Below are 22,349 nucleotides of genomic sequence, written 5' to 3'. Positions count from 1 at the left end.
AGCTGAAACATTTCGTCACAGTCTGGTCGGTGTGGTCAATGGGTGGGCTGGATGGTTTTTGATGGCCGCACTGGCGTCATTACGGGCAGGCTCACTCCCACGGGGGATTCGTGTCGTGGACGAAACCGCAGATGACGAAAATTTAATGTGGGAGCGACGATTTGACGTGCCTTCGGCCCACGATCACTCAGCCTGGCGCAAGCGCTTGTAGAGCGTATTGCGACTGACCCCCAATCGCCGCGCCAGATGGGAAATATTGCCGCCGGCCGCCTGCAACTCCCGATTCAACGCCTCACTGTCATTCAGATCGATCCCCAAGGGCTCTGGCGTATCCAGCGGCTCCATCTCCAGATCGACAAAGAAATCATCCGGCAGATGCTCAGGTCTTACCGGTTGCTCTTCGGCCATGGCCAGCGCCACCTGCATCACGCTGCTGACTTGCCGCAGATTGCCCGGCCACGGGTGACGGTCGAACAATTCCAATACTTCGCGGCTCAATCCCGCCCATTGCGTTGGTTCGCGATGCTGTTCCCACAGCCGCTTGAACAGCGCTTGCTTGTCACTGCGTTCGCGCAGCGGTGGCAGCTCCAGAGTCAGGCCGCCGATGCGGTAGTACAAGTCCTCGCGAAACCGCCCCAGTTGCACCTGCTCGCGCAACGAGCGGTTGGTGGCGGAGATGATCCGCAGATCCACCGGGAACAGCTCACTGCTGCCCACCGGTTGCACGCAACGCTCCTGCAACACCCGCAGCAGGCGGGCCTGGGTTGGCAGCGGCATGTCGCCGATTTCGTCGAGGAACAGCGTGCCTTTGTCAGCCTTGCGGATCAGGCCGATGCTGCCTTTCTGGTTGGCACCGGTGAAGGCGCCTTTCTCGTAGCCGAACAGTTCTGACTCCACCAGTTCGGCGGGGATCGCTGCGCAGTTCACGGCGATGAATGCCTGTTTGCTGCGAGAGCTGGCCTGATGCAGGGCTTTGACGAACACTTCCTTGCCGACCCCGGTTTCACCGTGAATCAACAGCGGAATATCTTTCTCCAGCAGGCGTTCGGCCTGACGCACGGCTTTTTCCACGCGGCTGTCGCCGAAGTGCAGGGTGCTCAGGCTGATGGCCGTGGGGGCGGCGACTGTCGGTTCGGTGGCTTTGGCTTCAGCGAACACCCGCGCCTGAATCGGTGCCTGTTTAGGCCGTTTCAACAGGCACTGGAATCGGTTGCGGCCCGACGTCTGCAAGGAAAACGGCAAGCCGTCAGGCTGATTGAGCAATTCCAGTAGCGACACTTTGAACAGGCTTTCGACACTCACCCGCGACAGCCGCACACCCAACAGATTGTCGGCCCGGCGGTTGGCCGACAGTACCTGACCACTTTCATCGAAAATCAGCAGACCCGCCCATTGGCTGTCGAGGTTGTTCAACCCGGTGTTGAAGGTCAGTTGAAAGTGCTGGCCGTGAAACAGGTTGAGGATCAGCCGGTTCTCCACGGTCTGGCTCATCATCTTGACCATGCCTAGGGTGTGGGAGGGCGGCAGGTAACTGTCGCTGGACACATCGAGCACGGCGATGACCTTGCGCTCGGCGTTGAAAATCGGTGCGGCGGAGCCGGTCATGAAACGGTTGGCCTTGAGGAAGTGCTCGTCGTGCTCGATGTGCACCGCCTGCTCGCAGGCCAGCGCCGTGCCGATTGCATTGGTGCCGCTCGAGCGTTCCATCCAGCTCGCGCCGGCCTGAAAGCCGCGCGCCAGATTCGGCTCGATAAAGCGTTGGGTGCCCCAGGACGTCAGGACCTGGCCCTGATTGTCGGCCAGCATGATCAGGCAGTTGGAATTGCTCAGGATGTTCTCGTAGTACGGCAGCACTTCCTGGTGGGTGGTCTGCACCAGCGAATGGTGACTGTCGAGCAACCGGGCGATGCCGGCGGAGGGCAACTGATCGAACGCCGGGACGCTTTGATGCTTGAGGCCGAAGGCGCGGCAACGGGACCAGGAGTCCTGAACGATGGCCTCGTGGGAAAGCGGCGGGACAGGTGCGGCCATGACAGTCAGCCTCTGAAAGCAGCGTTTTTATTATTGTTATGAGGCCCCTCGGGACCTGAAAAGCATCGATAGAGTGTTGTTCACTATTGTTCATTGTCAATCGTTGAACTGTTCAAATGTGTTCAGCAATGAAGGTGGTTTGCCCGTGCTTTCGGCGATTTTCGCGGCGAATCAAAGGCTTGGGATTTCTGGCACGAATGTCGCTCTACTGCACACGTCGCTTGACTCCAATAATAAAAAGGCCGAGCCATGTCACTCACCCTGGAGCACGTCAGCCGCACCGTCGAGGGCCAGACCTGGATCGACGATGCGAGCCTGAAATTCGAACCTGGATCCTTCAACGTCCTGCTCGGGCGCACGCTGTCCGGCAAGACCAGCCTCATGCGCCTGATGGCCGGTCTGGACAAGCCCGACAGCGGCCGGATCCTGATGAACAGCGTCGATGTCACCCAACGCCCGGTGCGTCTGCGCAACGTGTCGATGGTCTATCAGCAGTTCATCAACTACCCGACCATGACGGTGTTCGAGAACATTGCCTCGCCGCTGCGCCAGGCCGGGATCTCCAACGAGCAGATCCAGAGCAAGGTGCAGGAAACCGCGAAGATGCTGCGCATCGAGAAGTTCCTGAAGCGCTATCCGCTGGAACTCTCCGGTGGCCAGCAACAGCGCACGGCCATGGCCCGGGCGCTGGTCAAGGATGCCGAGTTGATCCTGTTCGATGAACCGCTGGTCAACCTCGACTACAAACTGCGCGAAGAACTGCGCCAGGAAATGCGCGAGCTGTTCAAGGCGCGCCACACCATCGCCATCTACGCCACCACCGAGCCCAACGAAGCGCTGGCGCTGGGCGGCACCACCACCATTCTTCACGAAGGCCGGGTGATCCAGAGCGGCCCGTCGACCGAGGTCTATCACCAGCCACAAACGGTGCTCGCGGCTGAATTGTTCTCCGAGCCGCCGATCAACCTGATGCCGGGACGCATCGCCGGTAATGAAGTGAGTTTCGCCAACTTCGTGCACTTCCCGTTGAACGTCGATCTGCGCCCGGTGGGCGAAGGCGAGTTCCGTTTCGGTGTGCGTCCAAGCCATATCTCGCTGGTGCCGAGCAACGACGACGACCTGGAACTGGCGGTGACCGTCGAGGTGGCGGAGATCAGCGGTTCGGAAACCTTCCTGCACGTGCGCAACGAGCATTTCCTGCTGGTGCTGCATTTGCCGGGCGTTCACGAATACGACGTCGATGCGCCGATCCGCATCTATATCCCGACCCATAAACTGTTTGTGTTCGATGCGCAGGGTCGTCTGGTGCAGGCACCGGGCCGGCGTGTCGCGAGGGTTGCCTGATGGCCGAAATCCGTTTGCAACACCTCGCCCACAGTTACACCAGCACTCCCGCCGGGCCCGAGGACTATGCGATCCGCGAGATGGACCACATCTGGGAGCAGGGCGGCGCCTATGCCTTGCTCGGGCCATCGGGTTGCGGCAAGTCGACCTTGCTCAACATCATTTCCGGCCTGCTCAGCCCGTCTCAGGGCCACGTACTGTTCGACGGCAAAGCGGTCAACGACCTGACCCCGGAGAAACGCAACATCGCGCAGGTTTTCCAGTTTCCGGTGGTCTACGACACCATGACCGTGTTCGATAACCTGGCCTTCCCGCTGCGCAATCAGGGCATGGCCGAGGCGAAAGTGCACAGCAAGGTGCAGGAAATCGCCGAAGTCCTCGACCTGCAAAACCTGTTGAGCAAAAAGGCACGCAACCTGACCGCTGACGAAAAACAGAAAGTCTCCATGGGCCGTGGTCTGGTGCGCGACGACGTCTCGGCGATCCTCTTCGACGAGCCGCTGACAGTGATCGACCCGCACCTGAAATGGAAACTGCGGCGCAAGCTCAAGCAGATCCACGAGCAGTTCAACATCACCATGGTCTACGTCACCCACGATCAACTGGAGGCCTCGACCTTCGCCGACAAGATCGCGGTGATGTACGGCGGCCAGATCGTCCAGTTCGGCACGCCTCGGGAGTTGTTCGAGCGGCCGAGCCACACCTTTGTCGGCTACTTCATCGGTAGCCCCGGGATGAACCTGATCGAGGTGCAGCCGCAACCGGGCGGGGTCGGTTTCAATTCGACCCATCTGCCGCTGTCCGACGCGCTGCAACGGCATATCGAGCATGGCCAGTGGAAAAACCTGAAGGTCGGCATCCGCCCCGAGTTCATCCATGTGTGGGACGAGCCGTTCGATGACGCGATGCAGGCGCGAGTCGTACACGTCGAAGACCTCGGTACCTACAAGATCATGACCCTGGATCTGGACGGTGCACCGCTGAAAGTGCGCCTGGCCGAAGACAAACCGGTGCCGCAGGGCACGGCGTACATCAGTTTCCCGGCGCAGTGGCTGATGGTCTATGCCGATGAGTTCCTGCTCGAAGCCAGCGAAGAGGTGCAGCCATGAACAAGGTGCAGAACAACAAGGCCTGGTGGCTGGTGTTGCCGGTGTTCCTGCTGGTGGCATTCAGTGCGGTGATCCCGATGATGACCGTGGTCAATTACTCGGTGCAGGACATTTTCGACCAGTCCAGCCGCTACTTCGTCGGCGCTGACTGGTACAAGCAAGTGCTGCTCGATCCGCGTCTGCACGACTCGTTGCTGCGCCAGTTCATCTATTCGGCGTGCGTGCTGCTGATCGAAATCCCCCTCGGGATTGCCATCGCCCTGACGATGCCGACCAAGGGCCGCTGGTCGTCGGTGGTGCTGATCGTGCTGGCGATTCCGTTGCTGATTCCATGGAACGTGGTCGGCACCATCTGGCAGATCTTCGGTCGTGCGGACATCGGCCTGTTGGGTTCGAGCCTCAACGCCATGGGTATCAGCTACAACTACGCGGCCAACACCATGGATGCGTGGGTCACGGTGTTGGTGATGGACGTGTGGCACTGGACCTCGCTGGTGGCGCTGCTGTGTTTCTCCGGGCTGCGGGCGATTCCCGATGTGTATTACCAGGCGGCGCGGATCGACCGGGCTTCGGCCTGGGCGGTGTTCCGGCACATCCAGTTGCCCAAGCTGAAAAGCGTGCTGCTGATCGCGGTGATGCTGCGCTTCATGGACAGTTTCATGATCTACACCGAGCCATTCGTGCTCACCGGCGGCGGGCCGGGCAATGCCACGACCTTCTTGAGTCAGACGTTGACCCAGATGGCCGTAGGCCAATTCGACCTGGGGCCAGCGGCAGCCTTTTCGCTGGTGTACTTCCTGATCATCCTGCTGGTGTCCTGGCTGTTCTATACCGCCATGACCCATAGCGACGCCAACCGCTGAGGCCCGGCCATGAGCAAGAGAAAAGTGATCCCGTTGCTGCTCTACATCCTGTTCCTGCTGGTGCCGATCTACTGGCTGCTGAACATGTCGTTCAAGAGCAACACCGAAATCCTCGGCGGCCTGACGCTGTTTCCCCAGGATTTCACCTTCCACAACTACAAGGTGATCTTCACCGATCCGAGCTGGTACACCGGTTATCTCAACTCGCTGTACTACGTGAGCCTGAACACGGTGATTTCCCTGAGCGTGGCGTTGCCGGCGGCTTATGCGTTTTCCCGTTATCGCTTTCTCGGCGACAAGCACCTGTTCTTCTGGTTGCTGACCAACCGCATGGCGCCGCCGGCGGTGTTTCTGCTGCCGTTCTTCCAGCTGTACTCGTCGATTGGTCTGTTCGACACCCACATCGCGGTGGCACTGGCGCACTGCCTGTTCAACGTGCCGTTGGCGGTGTGGATTCTCGAAGGGTTCATGTCCGGCGTGCCCAAGGAAATCGACGAAACCGCCTACATCGACGGCTACAGCTTTCCCAAGTTCTTCGTGAAGATCTTCATCCCGCTGATCGGCTCCGGGATCGGGGTGACAGCGTTTTTCTGCTTCATGTTTTCCTGGGTCGAACTGCTGCTGGCACGCACGCTGACCTCGGTGAACGCCAAGCCGATCGCGGCGGTCATGACGCGTACGGTGTCGGCGTCCGGTATCGACTGGGGCGTGCTGGCGGCGGCGGGGGTGCTCACCATCCTGCCGGGCATGCTGGTGATCTGGTTTGTTCGCAACCACGTGGCCAAGGGCTTTGCCCTGGGCCGGGTCTGAGGAGCTGATGATGGAATGGATGAGCTGGACCGTCCCGACGGCGGCATTTTTCATCGTGATTGGCTTGATCCTGGTGGGCATGACCACCTGGGAACTGCGCTCGCCGAGCATCCTGCGGCGAGGGTTTCTGCCGATTGCCACCACCCGTGGCGATCGCTTGTTCATCGGTCTTCTCGGCAGCGCCTACCTGCACCTGCTGGTAATCGGCGTGACCGACTGGAGCATCTGGGTAGCGTCCGCGTTGTCCCTGGTGTGGCTGTTGGCTGTGATGCGTTGGGGCTAGTCGAATCGCTCGGCAATCGTGCTCCAGAACTTAAACAGGAGGTCTCTATGTTCGACAAAAACAATAAGCTGCGACATAGCATTTCATTGGCAGCCATGCTGGCACTCAGCGGTTTGAGCGCAACCGCCTGGGCTGATGCGTACGAAGACGCGGCAAAAAAATGGATCGGCAGCGAGTTCAAGCCGTCGACCCTGACGGCCGATCAGCAGCTCGAAGAACTGAAGTGGTTCATCAAGGCCGCCGAGCCGTTTCGCGGGATGGAAATCAAGGTCGTTTCCGAAACCCTGACCACCCACGAATATGAATCGAAGGTGCTGGCCAAGGCCTTCACCGAAATCACCGGGATCAAGCTGACCCACGACCTGCTGCAAGAAGGCGACGTCGTGGAAAAAATGCAGACCGTGATGCAGTCGGACAAGAACATCTACGACGGCTGGGTCAACGACTCGGACCTGATCGGTACGCACTTTCGCTACGGCAAGACCGAGTCGATCACCGACCTGATGGCCAACGAAGGCAAGAACTTCACCTCGCCGACCCTCGACATCAAGGACTTCATCGGCATTTCCTTCACCACCGCACCGGACGGCAAGATCTATCAATTGCCCGATCAGCAGTTTGCCAACCTCTACTGGTTCCGCGCCGACTGGTTTGAACGCGCCGACCTCAAAGCCAAGTTCAAGGAAAAGTACGGTTATGAGCTGGGCGTGCCGGTGAACTGGTCCGCCTATGAAGACATCGCGAAGTTCTTCAGCGAAGACGTCAAGGAAATCGACGGCAAACGCATCTACGGGCACATGGACTACGGCAAGAAAGACCCGTCGCTGGGCTGGCGTTTCACCGATGCCTGGTTCTCCATGGCCGGTGGCGGCGACAAGGGCCTGCCCAACGGCTTGCCGGTGGACGAGTGGGGCATCCGCGTCGAGGACTGCCATCCGGTGGGCTCCAGCGTGACCCGCGGCGGCGACACCAACGGCCCGGCCGCGGTGTTCGCCACGACCAAGTATGTGGACTGGCTCAAGGCTTACGCGCCACCGGAAGCGGCGGGCATGACCTTCTCCGAGTCCGGCCCCGTACCGTCCCAGGGCAACATCGCCCAGCAGATTTTCTGGTACACCGCGTTCACTGCCGACATGACCAAACCGGGCCTGCCGGTGGTCAACGCCGACGGCACACCGAAATGGCGGATGGCGCCGTCGCCGCGCGGACCGTACTGGGAAGAAGGCATGAAGTTGGGTTATCAGGACGTAGGTTCCTGGACCTTCATGAAGTCCACGCCTGAGAAGCAGAAACTCGCGGCCTGGCTGTACGCGCAGTTCGTGACCTCGAAAACCGTGTCGCTGAAGAAAACCATCGTCGGCCTGACACCAATCCGCGAGTCGGACATCAACTCGCAAGCCATGACCGACCTGGCACCGAAACTCGGTGGTCTGGTCGAGTTCTACCGCAGCCCGGCCCGGGTGCAATGGACGCCGACCGGCACCAACGTGCCGGACTATCCACGTCTGGCACAACTGTGGTGGAGCCACATCGCCGAAGCCGCCAGCGGCGACAAGACCCCGCAACAGGCGCTCGACGGTCTGGCCAAGGATCAGGACGCGATCATGACCCGTCTGGAACGCTCCAAGGCCCAGGCCACCTGCGCCCCGAAAATGAACCCCGAGCGCGACGCGCAATACTGGTTCGATCAGCCTGGCGCACCTAAACCAAAACTGGCCAACGAGAAACCGAAAGGCGAAACCGTGAGCTACAACGAACTGCTCAAGTCGTGGGAGGCGGCACGCAAGTAAGCGTTTTGGGGGAACAGAACGGCACCTTCGGGTGCCGTTTTTTTCAGCCCTCGATTTCACGTTTCACCGCCCGGCGTACGGCTTTGAGGATGGCGCCTTCAAAGGCGTTGTGCCCGGCGTGCAGCAAACGACAGTGAATGTTCATGCGTTGCCTGAGCCAGCGCATGCTGGCCATGCCGAAGGTATCGCGGATGCCCTGGATCAGCAGGGTGTTGTCATCGAGGGTCAGGCCCTGGTCCCCTGGCTGGAAGAAATAGCCTTGCAGGTGGTAATGCAGCTCCAGACGGATCGCGAGCACTGCTTCCTGATCGACGAAACGCTCCAGCGTGCCGGGGCAAACCGTCTGCCCCGTACGGCGCAAAACCCCATTCAACCATTCAATGGCGGCGACACGCTGTTGCAATGGGCAGCCTTCACCGAGTATCCGGTAGATGTCCCTGGCGCGATGGCCTGACGTCGCTTGAGGCGATTGTGCCAACCCGTCGTTGAGTGCCTGATCGTATGACCGGACATTGGCTGCGAATGGGACGAACACCGACACCAGTGTGGTTTTCAGCAGGTGCTGCGGATAGCGCTGCTGGTACTGGATCGCCAGCCAGCTGCCCCACGAAACGCCCAGCACACTGATTTTTTCGAAGCCGAAGTGCTGGCGCAGGGCATCGATGTCTTCGACGCAGAGCCCTGTGGTGTTGTTGCGCAGTTCGCCGTAAGGCGTCGAGCGCCCGCAACCGCGCTGGTCAAACAGGATGATGTCGAAATGACGCAGGTCGAAGAAGTCCAGATGATGGCGGCTGATGCGCCCACCGGGGCCGCCATGCAGGAAAAACACCGGTTCGCCTCCTGCAATGCCATGGCGTTCCCAGTAGAGTTGATGGCCATCGCCGGTCGGGTAATAGCCTCTGCCTTGCAGGGAAAACGTCATGCTGGCAGGACCTTCAGACGATAGAACTGGAACAGTTCGACCTGTCCCGGGCGCGCTGCAACGCTGGATTCCAGTTGCAGGTGGTGGGTGGCAGCGAGCCAGGCGACAGGGATCAGCACCGGCGTGTGACCAAAGACGAGGATCGTGCCGCCAGGTTTGACGCATCGGATGAGCGACTCGAATGCGGCCCGGGCCTCACGGCGGGTCAAGACTTCCGCATTCAGGAAACGCAGGATCAGCACATCGCAGTGAATTCCGGCATCAAAAGCCTCACTCGCATCGAGCAAACGGAACTCGACAGACGTTCTCCCATGAGTTTGTCGAGCGTGTTCGATCATCGAGGCTGAGCGATCGGTCCCCAGGCACAGGCAGTCGGGGAGGGCGCGGGCGAGATGGGTAATGAACTCGCCCGTCGAGCAGGCGGGGTCGTAAATCAGTGCACCTGTTGCGGTGATCGCCTGGAGCAATCCGGCGCAATATGCGCGCAAGTGTTGTTCGTCGGTGTTCAGCTGTTCGGCCAGTACCGGGCTGCATTGCCAGAAGTCCGCCGGGCAGACCGCTTCCCGTCCGGCAGCGTCGAGTATCGGAAACGGGAACAGAATCTCGCTGTCAGCCTGGCGGAATGCACGCTCGAAGATTTGCGTTTTTTTCTCGGCAGAAACTGTTCGAAAGCCGATCGACAAACCGTCGTCACCCCACAGTGAATGGAGATGCGGGCCCAGCAGCATGCCGGGCTTGAGTGCGCTGCTGGCCTGCCATCGAAAGTGCCGGTCACGTTGCAGGAGTTTGCGGCCGACCCAGACCTGATCGTTCAGGCGCAGGAAAAAAACGTGGTGCAGCCCGCTGCCTGGCGGTTCGAGGTAATGGCCGACGCCACCGTTCTCGTTCAGGTGACGGGGCATGGAGCGGGCCAGTGCCAGTTCCCGGGTGCGATCGAGTCGGCTCATGGGGCTGCTCTCTCCAGAGCACGGCCCCGGGCCTGAGGGATGACCACGTTGCCGCTGGAGACCACGAAGAACCTCTCCAGTCCGGGTATCACCACGTTGATCAGGGTTGTGCCGAGCTTGGTTTGCTTCAGGATCGAAGTGCCCAGCGTACGGCCGTGGCTTTGCAGGTCTTGAGTCAGCAAGTGAAGTTGATCGTCTACGGACATGTCCTCACCAACGCCGGGCAGCGTCACCTCGTGTTGCGGGCTGCGATGCAACAGCGTCTGCGGGTCGAATTGCGCACAACGCAGTAGACGCGGAAAGGGCTGCAGGTTGCGCAGCGCGTTGACCAGCGTTTGGTGGTATTCGGGCTCGGCGGCGCTGAGCTGCAATTGCGCCAGCTCAGTGAGCGCTCGCCATGCGGCGTGACGTAGGTCAAGGGAACAGCCGCTGCCGTATACCTGTGGATGTGGCGTCGGCTTCGTCGTAAATGCCAAAAAGGTTCGTGCCTTGAATTCGCTGCTGATATCCACCAGCACGATTTCGCTGCCGACTTCCTGCTCGGCATCGGCCCACAAGCGACCGAGTTCGTCGCCGTCACCGAGGCGGGCCACCCGCTGCAGTGGCGGGTGATTCTCGTAATAGAAATGATTGAGCAGAAACAGCGACACGGCATCGCGCTCGATGCATTCGTTGGTGGCGTGCAGCATTGCTTCGCTGCAAGTGGCGCCGATGGCAGTGCCGCTGTTGCTGGCATAGCGTTGCACGGCGCGGTAGTCGGCCGTGCCCGGTGGCGAGTACTGACGTGAACCGTTGGGCGAGGTCAGCGCCACCGGGTAGGAAAACAGGCCATGCCACGGCGGACAGACATAGGTCCTGCAGGGTATGCGTACATTTTGCTGACAGGTGAGCCTGTGCAGAAGCGAGTCATCGGCAAAGATCGGCGTGTCTTTGAAATAGCGTTCCGTCTCGTGGTGAACATCGAAGGCATGACGTTCATCCGTCCAATAATGCTCAAGCGCTTCATAGAGCGCGCCCAGGTGTGCCTGATCCGCATAACCCTTGCCGCAGCCACGGGCATGACGGTTGTCGCTGCCGTGAAGACTCGCCTGAACGGCAACGACCTTGCGGCCGAGTGTGCGGGTTAACGGTGTGAGGCCCAGAAGTGAAAGCTCGGCATGAATCCGTCGTTCTGCCTGATCGGCCGTCAGCTCGCGCTCGGCCATCCTTGTCTTGTCCATGATTTCCCTCCTGGAAAGCCCGCAGGGGCGCGAGGCCCCCGCGGGTCTTGTCACTCGGCGTTCAGTTCCGCCTGTTCTTCCTCGGTCAATTGCAGTGCTTCAATCTGCTCTGCCGAGGGTGTTTCCTGCTCGTCGAGTTCATCGATAGGGTTTGCGTTCCAGCTGCCCATGTAGCCCATGAGGTTTCTCCTTGGTTGTTGTTTGGGTGTGCTGTTTGCAAGCACGAGCCGAATCTAAGAGGGCAGCGACGGCGGGGTCAAAAATGTCCAGACGTTTCCGTTCGCGGTTTTTACCCGCGCCGAAATACGTACTGATAAATCTTGAATAGACGCCTCAGGATCACCGCAAAGGCTTGTTTTAGAGGGGGTGAGCGGTGTGCGATAAGGCGAGCGAAACGATCATGAACCAATCGTCTGCGAAGTTTTTTTCCTGTCCTTGTCAGACGTTTCATCGCAAAGCCGACGCAAAATCGCACTGAAGGGACTACATGGATGTATGGCGCACTTGTGCGGTGAGTTTTCTGATGGAGATTGAGAAAACACCGCACAAATCTGTTTGAGGGTTTAATGCTTTTGCGCGAGCACGGGGAACACCAGGCTGAATACCGTCATTGCCCCCGGGCGGCTTTGCACCTGCGCGGTGCCCGAATGCAGGCTCATGATCGAGCGTACGATGGCCAGCCCGAGACCGGTGCTGCCCTGCGAGCGGGTGCGGCTGCTGTCGACACGGTAAAAGCGGTCGAACAGATGCGGCAAGTGCTGCGCTTCGATGCCTGCGCCGGGATTGCTCACACGCAGTGCCACCTGTGTCGGCGCCTGCTCGATGAACAGTGAAACGGGTTTGCCGGCGGGGCAGTGGCGCAGGGCGTTGGACAGCAGGTTCGATATCGCTCGCTGGATCATCAGTCGGTCGCCAGAGACTTGCGCGCTGCCGACCACCTTCAGCTGGATCTGTTTGTCCTGCGCCGACAGGGAAAACAGCTCGGCCACCCTGAGCGCCTCGTCTTCCAGTGCAATCGACTCGAACGACGCGTGCGCCATCGGCTGGCTGGCCTGGGCCAGAAACAACATGTCCGAGACAATCCGTGCAACGCGCTCCAGTTCTTCGGTGCAGGACACCAGGACGTCGGTGTATTCCTCGACCGAGCGTTCCCGCGACAGCGTGACCTGAGCCTTGCCCATCAGGTTGTTGATCGGCGTACGCAGTTCGTGGGCCAGATCATCGGAGAACTGCGACAACTGCTGCACGCCGCTGTCCAGGCGATCGAGCATCACGTTGATGCCTTGCGCCAGTTCGCTGAGCTCCTGAGGCATGTTCACTACTGACAGCCGATGGTCGAGGTCCTGGGTGGTCACCCGGGCCGCCACTTTGCGAAACTCGCGCAGCGGCGCCAGTCCGCGCTGCACCGCGCCCCAGGCGGTCAGGCCGATGAACACCAGCAGCAACGGCAAGGCAATCAGCGTCGAGCGCAGGTAGGCGCTGAGCAAGGCCTGGTCGTGGGCATTGTCCATCGACAACAGCACCGGCACGTTGCTGCCGTCCTTCAGACGAATCAGCTTCGAGGCGGTGAGAAACTTCGCGCCTTCAGCATCGACGCTGTCGGTGTAGGTCAACTGATCGGTCGTCGCCCGCACTGCTTTCAATTCAATCCGTGGGTCCGTCAATCCTGACCCTGACTTGAGCAGCGGAGAGCGCAAACGGCCGCGGTCATAAATCGTCAGCGTCAGGTTGTCATGCCCCATGACCTGATCGAGCAGAATGTGCGGCTTGCCACTGACTTCATTGGTATCGATGTACAGCGAGAGGCTGTGTTCCACTTGCGTCATCTTCTTTTCCAGGCTGTCCCGAGACAACGCATTCAGTTCATGGGTCAGGGCGAAATACGCGAGGATCGCCAGGAACACCACCAGCAGCGCACCGAGAGTACTGACTGTCAGACCCAGCCGCAGCGACAGGCTGACCGGCTTCATTCCCGTGCCTCCAGCACATAGCCGACACCGCGCAGGGTATGGATCAGTTTGCTGTCGAATGGGTCGTCGATTTTCGCTCGCAAGCGGCGGATCGAGACCTCGACCACGTTGGTGTCGCAGTCAAAATTCATGTCCCACACCAGCGAGATGATCTGGGTGCGGGTCAGCACTTCGCCGGACTGGCGCATCAGCAGATGCAACAGGGCGAACTCCTTGGTGGTCAGGTCGATGCGCTGCTGGCCACGAAACGCCCGGTGACGGCCCGGATCGAGCTCCAGATCGCCGACCTTGAGCACCTGCGGCACTGGAATGTTCTCGCTACGGCGCATCAGGGTGCGCACCCGGGCCAGCAGTTCCGGAAACTCGAACGGCTTGACCAGATAGTCGTCGGCACCCAGATCCAGGCCCCGGATCTTGTCCGCCAGCCGCCCGCGTGCGGTGAGCATCATCACCCGGGTGGAGTGCGTGCGACGCAGTTGTTCCAACACACCCCAACCGTCGAGTTCCGGCAGGTTCACATCCAGAATGATCAGGTCATAAACCTGTTGTTGTGCCAGGTGCAAACCATCAGCGCCATTGACGGCGTGGTCAACGATATAACCACTTTCGGTCAGACCCTGATGCAAGTATTCGGCAGCTTTAAGCTCGTCCTCGACGACAAGGATTCGCATGATTTATCACCACTTTTATTCAATGGATAATTAATTAAGGTGGCCGGGAAAGTTGTTGTTTTTGTAGGGGCTTCCGGACGCTTTCAATAACTCAATGGCGTGCACGGTAAAGGCTGTAGTGGCTACAGAGTCAACGCCTGAGGCCTTTAAGTCGGCCATCCGCGACAGCCTGTCACAGCAGAAAAGCGAATTTCTCATGACTTCGATTTCGGCAAGTGCTGTTCGGCGGATAACTAACGTGCATTTGTTTCTATGTATTACAACAAAGCCATTCGAACTTCGAATCCTAGAGCAAAACAACTTCGATAAACCGTGGATAACGGATTTGTAATGTTCACGTCACCTTGTCGATAAGTTCAAAACCCTACCGTGGCGCAATCAACGATTCTTGATTAAAGGAAGCCTTCCATTGCCCGGTTTAATAGAACTGACGGCGCGATCACGCCTGAAAAAAACCGCCAGCGGCCTCTTGTTGTTGGCCTGTACAAGCCTTGCCAGTGCTTCGACCCTGACCCTGGATCAGGCCCTGCAAACCGCCTTCGCCAGCAACCCGGATCTGGCCGCTGCACAGTGGGAAATCGGCATTGCCGAAGGTGACCGCAAGCAGGCCGGGCTGATTCCCAACCCCGAGGTTTCGTGGGAGGCCGAGGACACCCGGCGCCAGTCGCGCACCACCACGGTGATGCTCAGCCAGCCGATCGAGCTGGGCGGCAAGCGTGGCGCGCGGATTGATGTGGCGAGTCGTGCGCAGGATGCCGCCGGCATCGAACTGGAGCGCAAGCGCAACGCACTGCGTGCCGACGTGCTTCAAGCGTTCAACGGTGCGCAGACCGCGCAGCAACGTTTGCAACTGGCCCGGCAGTCGCAGCAACTCGCCGAGCACGGTTTGCGTGTGGCGCAGGGGAGGATCGAGGCGGGCAAGTCGTCGCCGGTGGAAGGCACGCGCGCCCAGGTGCAGCTCTCGGAAGTGCGCCTGGAGCTAAGCCGCGCGGAGCGCGATCAGGCCAATGCGTACCAGCAATTGGCACAGGTCATGGGCGCACCGTTGCCGACGTCGACCACGGTGCAGACCTCGACTCAAAGCCTGCCCAGCGTACCGCCGCCTACCCGTTTGCTTGAGCGTCTGAATGAAACGGCGGAGCTGCGCCTGGCCAGGTTGCAGATCGACCAGCGCGAAGCGTCGCTGGGGCTGGAAAAGTCCCAGCGGATACCCGATCTCACCGTCAGCATCGGCAGCCAGTACAGTGAAACCGAGCGCGAGCGGGTCAATGTGGTCGGGCTGTCGATGCCGATTCCGTTGTTCAACCGCAATCAGGGCAACGTGCTGGCGGCCGCGCGGCGTACCGATCAGGCGCGGGACCTGCGCAACGCCACCGAGCTTCGCTTGCGCACCGAGATCCAGACCACGCTTGCGCAATGGCAGACCGCCAATGGCGAAATCAAGGCGTTCAACCAGACCATCCTGCCCGCCGCGCAAAGTGCAGTGGACAGCGCCACTCGCGGTTTCGAAATGGGCAAGTTCGGCTTCCTCGACGTGCTCGACGCCCAGCGCACGCTGATCAGCGCTCGCACCCAATACATCCAGGCGGTGAGCGAGGCGACCGACGCTCGGGTCCGCATCGAACGCATTTTCGGCGACCTCAGCGTCAGCCCTTGAATTTCAATTTTCTGATCACTGCGCGATGGCACGGCGCAGAGGAGTTTCCATGGATAAAAAACTGATCGTGGTCGCTGCGGCGACCTTGGCGTTGGGCATTGGTATCGGCTCGATGTGGGCGGGCAACTCAGGCATCGACGCGCATGCCGATGAGGCCGCCGAGCATGCGGATCACGCCGAAGAAGGCGCCGCTGCTGAAGGCGAACATGGCGAAGAAGGGCACATCGAATTGACGGCCGAACAGATCACGGCGGCGGGGATTCAAGTGGCCGAAGCGCGAGCGCAGCGCATCAGTCTCGGCCTGCCGTTCCCCGGTGAAGTGCGCTTCGACGAGGACCGCACCGCCCATGTGGTGCCACGCGTACCGGGGGTGGTCGAGTCGGTGTCGGTCAATCTCGGGCAGTCAGTGAAGAAGGGCCAACTGCTGGCCGTGATCGCCAGCCAGCAGATTTCCGATCAGCGCAGCGAGCAGGCGGCCGCGCAACGTCGTCTGGCCTTGGCGCGTACGACTTTCGAACGCGAGAAGAAACTGTGGCAGGACAAGATCTCCGCCGAGCAGGATTTCCTCCAGGCACGTCAGGCTCTGGAAGAAGCCGAAATCGCCCTGAACAACGCCCGGCAAAAGATCAGCGTGCTTAGCGGCAGTGTGGTTGCCACTGGCGGTAATCGCTATGAACTGCGGGCACCGTTCGACGGTGTGGTGGTGGAAAAACACCTGACGCCGGGCGAGGTGGTCGATGAAACCACGGCGGCGTTCACGCTCTCGGATTTGTCGCGGGTGTGGGTCACCTTCGGCGTTTCACCGAAGGACTTGAACAAGGTGCAAGTGGGCAAACCCGTCACGGTCAGCGCGGCGGAATTGAATGCTGAAGTGACCGGCACCGTGGCCTACGTCGGCAGCCTGCTCGGCGAACAGACCCGTACCGCGACGGTTCGCGTGACGTTGGAAAACCCGCAAGGCTCATGGCGCCCGGGCCTGTTTGTCACCGCGCTGGTCGCCACCGACAGCCGCCAGGCCAAAGTCGCTGTACCGGAAACCGCGATCCAGACCGTCGAGGACAAACCCACGGTATTCGTGCGCACCGACGACGGCTTCAAGGCGCAAGCGGTGGAGCTGGGCAGTCGCGCGGCGGGTCAGGTGGAAGTCACCGCCGGGCTGGAACCGGGCGTGCAAGTCGCCAGCGCCGGCAGCTTCGTCCTCAAATCGGAGCTGGGCAAAGCCTCGGCCGAGCACAGTCACTAATTGCGGAAGACTCCCATGTTCGAACGCCTGATCCAGTTTGCCATCGAGCAGCGCATCATCGTGCTGCTCGCCGTTCTGCTCATGGCCGGCCTCGGCATCGCCAGTTACCAAAAGCTGCCGATCGACGCCGTGCCCGATATCACCAACGTCCAGGTGCAGATCAACACCGGCGCGGCCGGGTTCTCGCCGCTGGAAACCGAACAGCGCATTACGTTCCCGATTGAAACCGCGATGGCCGGCCTGCCGGCGCTGGAACAGACCCGTTCGCTGTCGCGTTCGGGGTTGTCTCAGGTCACGGTGATCTTCAAGGACGGCACTGATCTGTTCTTTGCCCGGCAATTGGTCAACGAGCGGTTGCAGTCCGCCAAGGAGCAATTGCCCGAGGGCGTTGAGGCGGTGATGGGGCCGATCTCCACCGGGCTTGGCGAGATTTTCCTGTGGACGGTCGAGACGAAGGAAGGCGCGCTGAAGGACGACGGTACGCCCTACACGCCGACCGATCTGCGGGTGATTCAGGACTGGATCATCAAGCCGCAATTGCGCAACGTCCCCGGCGTGGCCGAGATCAACACCATCGGCGGCTTTGCCAAGGAGTACCAGATTGCCCCCGATCCGAAAAAACTCGCGGCCTACAAACTGACCCTCACCGATCTGGTGACGGCGCTGGAGCGCAACAACGCCAACGTCGGCGCCGGGTACATCGAGCGCAGCGGCGAGCAATTGCTGATTCGCGCACCGGGCCAGGTGGCGAGCACCGAGGACATCGCCAACATCGTCATGGCCAATGTCGACGGTACGCCGATCCGCATCAAGAACGTCGCCACCGTGGACATCGGCCGCGAACTGCGCAGCGGCGCCGCCACGGAAAATGGCCGCGAAGTGGTGCTGGGTACGGTGTTCATGCTGATCGGCGAAAACAGTCGCACGGTCTCTCAGGCAGTCGCCGCCAAGCTCGATCAGATCAACAAATCCTTGCCCGACGGCGTGATTGCGGTGCCGGTGTACGACCGCACGCATCTGGTCGACAAAGCCATCGCGACGGTGAAGAAAAACCTCGTCGAAGGCGCGATTCTGGTGATCGCGATTCTGTTTCTGTTCCTCGGCAACATCCGCGCTGCGCTGATCACGGCAATGGTGATTCCGCTGTCGATGCTGTTCACCTTCACCGGCATGTTCAGCAACAAGGTCAGCGCCAATCTGATGAGTCTCGGCGCGCTCGACTTCGGCATCATCGTCGATGGTGCGGTGGTGATCGTCGAAAATACGCTGCGACGACTGGCCCATGCGCAGCAGCATCACGGGCGTCTGCTGACGCGATCCGAGCGTTTCCATGAAGTGTTTGCGGCAGCGAAAGAGGCGCGGCGACCGCTGATTTTCGGCCAGTTGATCATCATGGTCGTGTACCTGCCGATCTTCGCCCTGAGCGGCGTCGAAGGGAAAATGTTCCACCCGATGGCGTTTACCGTGGTGATTGCGTTGCTCGGTGCGATGCTCTTGTCCGTGACCTTTGTGCCGGCGGCGATTGCGCTGTTCGTGACCGGCAAGGTCAAGGAAGAAGAGGGCTTGGTGATGCGCGGTGCACGTCGCGTCTATGCACCGGCACTGGCCTGGGTCATGGCCCATCGGGCGATGGCGGTCGGTGCGGCGTTGGGAGTGATCGTGCTCAGTGGCGTGGTCACCAGCCGCATGGGCAGCGAGTTTGTGCCGAGTCTCAGCGAAGGCGATTTTGCCTTGCAGGCGTTGCGCGTGCCGGGCACCAGCCTGACGCAATCGGTGGATATGCAGCAGCGACTGGAAACGTTGATCCTCAATAAAGTGCCCGAGGTTGAACGCGTGTTCGCCCGCACCGGCACCGCGGAAATCGCCTCCGATCCGATGCCGCCGAACATTTCCGACAGCTACGTGATGCTCAAACCGAAAGACCAATGGCCGGACCCGGGCAAGTCCCGGGAAACCCTGATGGCCGAGCTGCAACAAGCCGCTGCGACGCTGCCGGGCAGCAACTATGAACTGTCGCAGCCGATCCAGCTGCGCTTTAACGAACTGATCTCCGGCGTGCGCAGCGACGTAGCGGTCAAGGTGTTCGGCGATGACATGGATGTGCTCAATGCCACGGCGGCGAAGATTGCCGCCGCGATGCAGAAGGTCAATGGCGCGTCCGAGGTCAAGGTCGAGCAAACCACTGGCCTGCCGGTGCTGACCATCAACATCGATCGCGATAAGGCTGCGCGTTACGGGCTCAACGTCGGCGATGTGCAGGACACCATTGCCGTGGCCGTCGGCGGGCAGAAGGCCGGGACAATGTATGAAGGTGATCGTCGATTCGACATGGTGGTGCGCTTGTCCGACGCCATGCGCAAGGACGTCGACGGGTTGTCGGCGCTGCTGATTCCGGTGCCGGCGGCTGGCGGTGAGGCGGCCAGTCAGATCGGCTTCATTGCGCTGAAAGATGTTGCCAGTCTCGATCTGGTGCTGGGGCCGAATCAGGTCAGCCGCGAGAACGGCAAGCGCCTGGTGATCGTCAGCGCCAACGTGCGCGGGCGTGACATCGGCTCTTTCGTCGCCGAGGCGGGCGAGGTGATCGAGCGCGATGTGCAGGTGCCGGCGGGTTACTGGACCACTTGGGGCGGTCAGTTCGAGCAACTGCAATCGGCGGCCAAACGCTTGCAGATCGTGGTGCCGGTGGCGTTGCTGCTGGTGTTCGGTTTGCTGTTCATGATGTTCAACAACCTCAAGGACGGGTTGCTGGTGTTCACCGGGATTCCGTTTGCGCTGACTGGCGGGGTCATGGCGTTGTGGCTGCGGGACATCCCGTTGTCGATCTCGGCAGGGGTCGGGTTTATCGCGTTGTCCGGCGTGGCGGTGCTCAACGGGTTGGTGATGATCGCGTTCATACGTAATTTGCGCGAGGAGGGACGCTCGCTTGCCGAGGCGATTCATGAAGGTGCGCTAACGCGATTGCGCCCGGTGTTGATGACGGCGTTGGTCGCGTCCCTGGGCTTCATTCCGATGGCGCTGGCGACCGGCACCGGGGCCGAGGTTCAGCGACCGCTGGCGACGGTGGTGATTGGCGGGATCCTGTCCTCGACCATCCTCACGTTGTTGATATTGCCGGCGCTGTATCAGCTTGCGCATCGTCGGGACGAGGAATCGCCCGCTGCTGCTTAGTCACTGCATGATTCAAAAACAGGCCCGCGATTGCGGGCCTTTCTACATAACGGATATGTAATTTCGGCGCCACCGTCACGAAAGGTTCGGATTGTTACCTTGATCCCGTCAGTTACTTAAACGAGGAATCAAACATGAAATCTGTACAGATCGGTGCTTTTTTGGTGGCGTTGGTGATGTCTTCCCTGGCCATGGCCGAAGGTGGCGGTGACCGTACTTTCGACCGAATGATGACCGCCAACGACCGCTCCGTGGAACTGTTTGTGGCCAAGGAGAAGGCCCGTGATCCTGTTGTCGTGAATGACAAAAAGGACGAAAAGACCCAAGACCTGTAAGCGTGTCACCAATGAATGAGCCCGTCATCGCGCATCGATGGTGGGCTTTTTTATGAGTCGTTTTTTGAAGGAAATGGATATGAACTTTCTCAAGTTGATGGCGTTCACCGGTGTCATGGCAATGTCTTTGAATGCGTTGGCCGAAGGGGGCGGAGACCGGACGTTCGACCGGGCGCTCAGCGCCAATGCCCAAGCCATGGAGCAGTACGCGGCCGCCCAGGGCAAAGCGGCGCCGGTGGTCAAGGAATACGAGTACGGTATGAAGCTGGATGTGAAGAAGGTGGTCAGCGTTGTCCGGCCGAAGAATGAATGCGCGGTTGTGCCGGCAGCGATGACTTATGAGGACTCCAAAGGGCAACTCAATACGCTCACCTATAGCGTGATGGGCACCTGCCGTCAGCAGGGTGGATAGCGCCGATAGCGGCTCAAACGCCCGGTTCATGTTCAGTGAGTCGGGCTTTTTTTCACGCATAAAAAAGGCGCCCCGAAGGACGCCAAAGGATTCACCTCTTACCAAAGGAGCAAGGAGCTTCTAAAGGTGAATTTGTATTGCTCGTGAAGACTCAGAGAATCGCCAGCGGGTATTCGACAATCACGCGTACTTCATCCAGGTCAGACTCGAATGCCGTGGCACGGGTGGTGGCCTGGCGCAAACGCAGCGACAGGTCCTTCATCGAACCGCTCTGCACCACGTATTTGACTTCGATATCACGCTCCCAGCGCTTCTGGTCGGTCAGCGGATTGCCGTCGGCATCGCGACGCATGTACACGGCGTTGGCGTTGGAGTAGTCGGAGTCGGTGCCACGGGCATAACGGGTCATGAACGACAGGCCCGGCACGCCGTAAGTGGTCATGTCGAGGTCGTAGCGCACCATCCACGAACGCTCTTTCGGCGAGTTGAAGTCGCTGTACTGGATGGAGTTGTCGAGGAAGATCGAGTCGGACTGACGCAGGTAATCGAAGTCGTCGTTGCCGTTGTTGCGCTGGTGGGAGAGGGCGACAGAGTGGGCGCCAAGCTTCACACCGACACGGCCGCTCCAGATGTTGTTGTCGAACTTGCCGAGCAATTGTTTGCCTTCGTCGACTGCCTTGTAATAGTTCAGGCCACCGAACAGCGACAGGTCGTCCAACAGCGGATACGTCCAGGCGGTGCCAGCGTAGTACTGGTTCCAGGCATCTTTCAGTCGACTGGTGTACAGGCTGAAACTGAGGTTTTTGTTCAGTGCATAGTCGCCGCCGCCATAAGCAATCCACGGCGAGTTGACCGGGCCGGCATAGAAGGTTGCGAAGTTCTCGCGCATGTCGCTGGACACCGGTTGGCTCATCGCATGCAGCCGGCCGCCCTGAATCGACAGACCTTCGATGCTGGTGTTGGTCGCCGTCACACCGCGAAAGCTTTCCGGCAGCAGTCGCGAATCACCTGCTGCAACCACTGGGTTGGCCGGGAACACATCGCCGATTTTCACCACCGTATCGAAGGCCCGTACTTTGGCGGCGCCCCCGACCTTGGTGTATTCGTCCCGTGCTTCACCGTCACTGTTGACCGGCAACACATCGAACGAGCTGCGGCCACCGTTGCGACCATCACCGGTATCGAGTTTCAGGCCGATCATCGCGAAAGCATCCACCCCGACCCCGACGGTGCCCTGGGTGAAACCGGATTCGAACTTGCTGATGACCGCATGGGCCCAGGCTTCGGAATAACCATTGCCGGTAGGGCTGGACTGGCCGTTGCGGTGGTCACGATTGAAATAGAAGTTGCGGTTGAGTACCGTCAGGCTGCTGCCTTCGATAAACCCTTCGGGTTTTTCTTCTGCAAACACCATGGACGGCCCGGAGCCGACAACCACTGCTAAAGCGGCCATCGACATTTTTTTGTTGTTAACCATCAATCACTCCTGAGTTCGGCAGAACGGGAACGTGCTTCGGCGTGGGTTTTATTGTTCGACGGGCAAGGGCCCGCCGGGAGAGTCGCCGGGTGACATC

19 protein-coding genes are annotated in these 22,349 nt (G+C 60.1%); 11 read left to right on the top strand and 8 right to left on the bottom strand.

What is annotated here, in order from left to right:
* Nucleotides 1-183 precede the first annotated feature (183 nt).
* Nucleotides 184-2,031 carry a sigma-54-dependent Fis family transcriptional regulator gene (locus IF199_RS19195; RefSeq protein ID WP_192558415.1) on the bottom strand — a complete coding sequence of 616 codons (1,848 nt, stop codon included), beginning with the start codon at nucleotides 2,029-2,031 and terminating at the stop codon, nucleotides 184-186.
* 249 nt (nucleotides 2,032-2,280) lie between these two features.
* Between IF199_RS19195 and IF199_RS19190 the strand changes: the two genes are divergently transcribed.
* The 6 genes from IF199_RS19190 to IF199_RS19165 are packed head-to-tail and all read left to right on the top strand — an operon-like array spanning nucleotide 2,281 to nucleotide 8,230.
* Nucleotides 2,281-3,375 carry an ABC transporter ATP-binding protein gene (locus IF199_RS19190; RefSeq protein WP_192558414.1) on the top strand — a complete coding sequence of 365 codons (1,095 nt, stop codon included), beginning with the start codon at nucleotides 2,281-2,283 and terminating at the stop codon, nucleotides 3,373-3,375.
* The gene (locus IF199_RS19185) at nucleotides 3,375-4,484 is read left to right on the top strand and encodes an ABC transporter ATP-binding protein (protein WP_102622487.1); all 1,110 of its coding nucleotides are present in this window, start codon (nucleotides 3,375-3,377) and stop codon (nucleotides 4,482-4,484) included. The genes IF199_RS19190 and IF199_RS19185 overlap by 1 nt, the downstream gene beginning before the upstream one ends.
* On the top strand, nucleotides 4,481-5,347 hold the full coding sequence (locus tag IF199_RS19180) for a carbohydrate ABC transporter permease (protein ID WP_007981247.1): 867 nt from the start codon (nucleotides 4,481-4,483) through the stop codon (nucleotides 5,345-5,347). The genes IF199_RS19185 and IF199_RS19180 overlap by 4 nt, the downstream gene beginning before the upstream one ends.
* Nucleotides 5,348-5,356: 9 nt before the next feature.
* A complete protein-coding gene (locus tag IF199_RS19175) occupies nucleotides 5,357-6,157 on the top strand; it encodes a carbohydrate ABC transporter permease (protein WP_085732164.1) in 801 nt (266 codons plus the stop codon).
* A 10-nt stretch (nucleotides 6,158-6,167) separates the two neighbouring features.
* Entirely contained in the window at nucleotides 6,168-6,440 is a 273-nt protein-coding gene (locus tag IF199_RS19170; RefSeq protein ID WP_039767461.1) for a DUF2160 domain-containing protein, read from the top strand.
* 47 nt (nucleotides 6,441-6,487) lie between these two features.
* Entirely contained in the window at nucleotides 6,488-8,230 is a 1,743-nt protein-coding gene (locus IF199_RS19165) for an ABC transporter substrate-binding protein (protein ID WP_192558413.1), read from the top strand.
* Nucleotides 8,231-8,273: 43 nt separating this feature from the next.
* Here IF199_RS19165 and IF199_RS19160 read toward each other — a convergent pair whose 3' ends face one another.
* The 6 genes from IF199_RS19160 to IF199_RS19140 form a co-directional block, all read right to left on the bottom strand.
* Nucleotides 8,274-9,152 carry an alpha/beta fold hydrolase gene (locus tag IF199_RS19160; RefSeq protein ID WP_192558412.1) on the bottom strand — a complete coding sequence of 293 codons (879 nt, stop codon included), beginning with the start codon at nucleotides 9,150-9,152 and terminating at the stop codon, nucleotides 8,274-8,276.
* Entirely contained in the window at nucleotides 9,149-10,054 is a 906-nt protein-coding gene (locus IF199_RS19155) for a class I SAM-dependent methyltransferase (protein ID WP_244142404.1), read from the bottom strand. Before IF199_RS19155 ends, IF199_RS19160 begins: the two co-directional genes overlap by 4 nt.
* A gap of 41 nt (nucleotides 10,055-10,095) precedes the next feature.
* A complete protein-coding gene (locus IF199_RS19150) occupies nucleotides 10,096-11,319 on the bottom strand; it encodes a YcaO-like family protein (RefSeq protein WP_192558410.1) in 1,224 nt (407 codons plus the stop codon).
* A 50-nt stretch (nucleotides 11,320-11,369) separates the two neighbouring features.
* Nucleotides 11,370-11,498: a hypothetical protein gene (locus IF199_RS30475; protein ID WP_279612876.1), complete on the bottom strand. Its 129-nt coding sequence runs from the start codon at nucleotides 11,496-11,498 to the stop codon at nucleotides 11,370-11,372.
* A gap of 384 nt (nucleotides 11,499-11,882) precedes the next feature.
* Nucleotides 11,883-13,289, bottom strand: coding sequence for a heavy metal sensor histidine kinase (locus IF199_RS19145; RefSeq protein ID WP_192558409.1), 1,407 nt, complete (start codon nucleotides 13,287-13,289; stop codon nucleotides 11,883-11,885).
* The gene (locus IF199_RS19140) at nucleotides 13,286-13,960 is read right to left on the bottom strand and encodes a heavy metal response regulator transcription factor (RefSeq protein ID WP_192558408.1); all 675 of its coding nucleotides are present in this window, start codon (nucleotides 13,958-13,960) and stop codon (nucleotides 13,286-13,288) included. Before IF199_RS19140 ends, IF199_RS19145 begins: the two co-directional genes overlap by 4 nt.
* Before the next feature lie 409 nt (nucleotides 13,961-14,369).
* Here IF199_RS19140 and IF199_RS19135 point away from each other — a divergent pair, with 409 nt between their 5' ends.
* The 5 genes from IF199_RS19135 (at nucleotide 14,370) to IF199_RS19115 (ending at nucleotide 20,775) form a co-directional block, all read left to right on the top strand.
* Nucleotides 14,370-15,617, top strand: coding sequence for a TolC family protein (locus IF199_RS19135; RefSeq protein ID WP_192558407.1), 1,248 nt, complete (start codon nucleotides 14,370-14,372; stop codon nucleotides 15,615-15,617).
* A 49-nt stretch (nucleotides 15,618-15,666) separates the two neighbouring features.
* Nucleotides 15,667-16,860 carry an efflux RND transporter periplasmic adaptor subunit gene (locus tag IF199_RS19130; protein WP_192558406.1) on the top strand — a complete coding sequence of 398 codons (1,194 nt, stop codon included), beginning with the start codon at nucleotides 15,667-15,669 and terminating at the stop codon, nucleotides 16,858-16,860.
* 15 nt (nucleotides 16,861-16,875) lie between these two features.
* The gene (locus IF199_RS19125) at nucleotides 16,876-20,028 is read left to right on the top strand and encodes an efflux RND transporter permease subunit (RefSeq protein ID WP_192558405.1); all 3,153 of its coding nucleotides are present in this window, start codon (nucleotides 16,876-16,878) and stop codon (nucleotides 20,026-20,028) included.
* 134 nt (nucleotides 20,029-20,162) lie between these two features.
* Nucleotides 20,163-20,363 carry a co-regulatory protein PtrA N-terminal domain-containing protein gene (locus tag IF199_RS19120; protein ID WP_096822271.1) on the top strand — a complete coding sequence of 67 codons (201 nt, stop codon included), beginning with the start codon at nucleotides 20,163-20,165 and terminating at the stop codon, nucleotides 20,361-20,363.
* A 79-nt stretch (nucleotides 20,364-20,442) separates the two neighbouring features.
* A complete protein-coding gene (locus IF199_RS19115) occupies nucleotides 20,443-20,775 on the top strand; it encodes a DUF2790 domain-containing protein (RefSeq protein WP_192560980.1) in 333 nt (110 codons plus the stop codon).
* A 151-nt stretch (nucleotides 20,776-20,926) separates the two neighbouring features.
* On the opposite strand, the gene IF199_RS19110 is transcribed toward IF199_RS19115, so the two are convergent.
* Nucleotides 20,927-22,252, bottom strand: coding sequence for an OprD family porin (locus IF199_RS19110; protein ID WP_192558404.1), 1,326 nt, complete (start codon nucleotides 22,250-22,252; stop codon nucleotides 20,927-20,929).
* Nucleotides 22,253-22,349: the final 97 nt, after the last annotated feature.

Source organism: Pseudomonas allokribbensis (assembly GCF_014863605.1).
GTDB classification, from domain to species: domain Bacteria; phylum Pseudomonadota; class Gammaproteobacteria; order Pseudomonadales; family Pseudomonadaceae; genus Aquipseudomonas; species Aquipseudomonas allokribbensis.
The sequence above is the reverse complement of the archived record's forward strand: the minus strand, read 5'-3'. Positions and strand labels throughout refer to the sequence as shown.

What these genes read in the sequence shown, in the direction of transcription:
- IF199_RS19125 (WP_192558405.1), top strand. Translation starts at nt 16,876, where the DNA reads ATGTTCGAACGCCTGATCCAGTTTGCCATCGAGCAGCGCATCATCGTG.
- IF199_RS19185 (WP_102622487.1), top strand. Translation starts at nt 3,375, where the DNA reads ATGGCCGAAATCCGTTTGCAACACCTCGCCCACAGTTACACCAGCACT.
- IF199_RS19175 (WP_085732164.1), top strand. Translation starts at nt 5,357, where the DNA reads ATGAGCAAGAGAAAAGTGATCCCGTTGCTGCTCTACATCCTGTTCCTG.
- IF199_RS19130 (WP_192558406.1), top strand. Translation starts at nt 15,667, where the DNA reads ATGGATAAAAAACTGATCGTGGTCGCTGCGGCGACCTTGGCGTTGGGC.
- IF199_RS19160 (WP_192558412.1), bottom strand. Translation starts at nt 9,152, where the DNA reads ATGACGTTTTCCCTGCAAGGCAGAGGCTATTACCCGACCGGCGATGGC.
- IF199_RS19110 (WP_192558404.1), bottom strand. Translation starts at nt 22,252, where the DNA reads ATGGTTAACAACAAAAAAATGTCGATGGCCGCTTTAGCAGTGGTTGTC.
- IF199_RS19150 (WP_192558410.1), bottom strand. Translation starts at nt 11,319, where the DNA reads ATGGACAAGACAAGGATGGCCGAGCGCGAGCTGACGGCCGATCAGGCA.
- IF199_RS19120 (WP_096822271.1), top strand. Translation starts at nt 20,163, where the DNA reads ATGAAATCTGTACAGATCGGTGCTTTTTTGGTGGCGTTGGTGATGTCT.
- IF199_RS19195 (WP_192558415.1), bottom strand. Translation starts at nt 2,031, where the DNA reads ATGGCCGCACCTGTCCCGCCGCTTTCCCACGAGGCCATCGTTCAGGAC.
- IF199_RS30475 (WP_279612876.1), bottom strand. Translation starts at nt 11,498, where the DNA reads ATGGGCTACATGGGCAGCTGGAACGCAAACCCTATCGATGAACTCGAC.
- IF199_RS19165 (WP_192558413.1), top strand. Translation starts at nt 6,488, where the DNA reads ATGTTCGACAAAAACAATAAGCTGCGACATAGCATTTCATTGGCAGCC.
- IF199_RS19180 (WP_007981247.1), top strand. Translation starts at nt 4,481, where the DNA reads ATGAACAAGGTGCAGAACAACAAGGCCTGGTGGCTGGTGTTGCCGGTG.
- IF199_RS19170 (WP_039767461.1), top strand. Translation starts at nt 6,168, where the DNA reads ATGGAATGGATGAGCTGGACCGTCCCGACGGCGGCATTTTTCATCGTG.
- IF199_RS19155 (WP_244142404.1), bottom strand. Translation starts at nt 10,054, where the DNA reads ATGCCCCGTCACCTGAACGAGAACGGTGGCGTCGGCCATTACCTCGAA.
- IF199_RS19140 (WP_192558408.1), bottom strand. Translation starts at nt 13,960, where the DNA reads ATGCGAATCCTTGTCGTCGAGGACGAGCTTAAAGCTGCCGAATACTTG.
- IF199_RS19190 (WP_192558414.1), top strand. Translation starts at nt 2,281, where the DNA reads ATGTCACTCACCCTGGAGCACGTCAGCCGCACCGTCGAGGGCCAGACC.
- IF199_RS19145 (WP_192558409.1), bottom strand. Translation starts at nt 13,289, where the DNA reads ATGAAGCCGGTCAGCCTGTCGCTGCGGCTGGGTCTGACAGTCAGTACT.
- IF199_RS19115 (WP_192560980.1), top strand. Translation starts at nt 20,443, where the DNA reads ATGAACTTTCTCAAGTTGATGGCGTTCACCGGTGTCATGGCAATGTCT.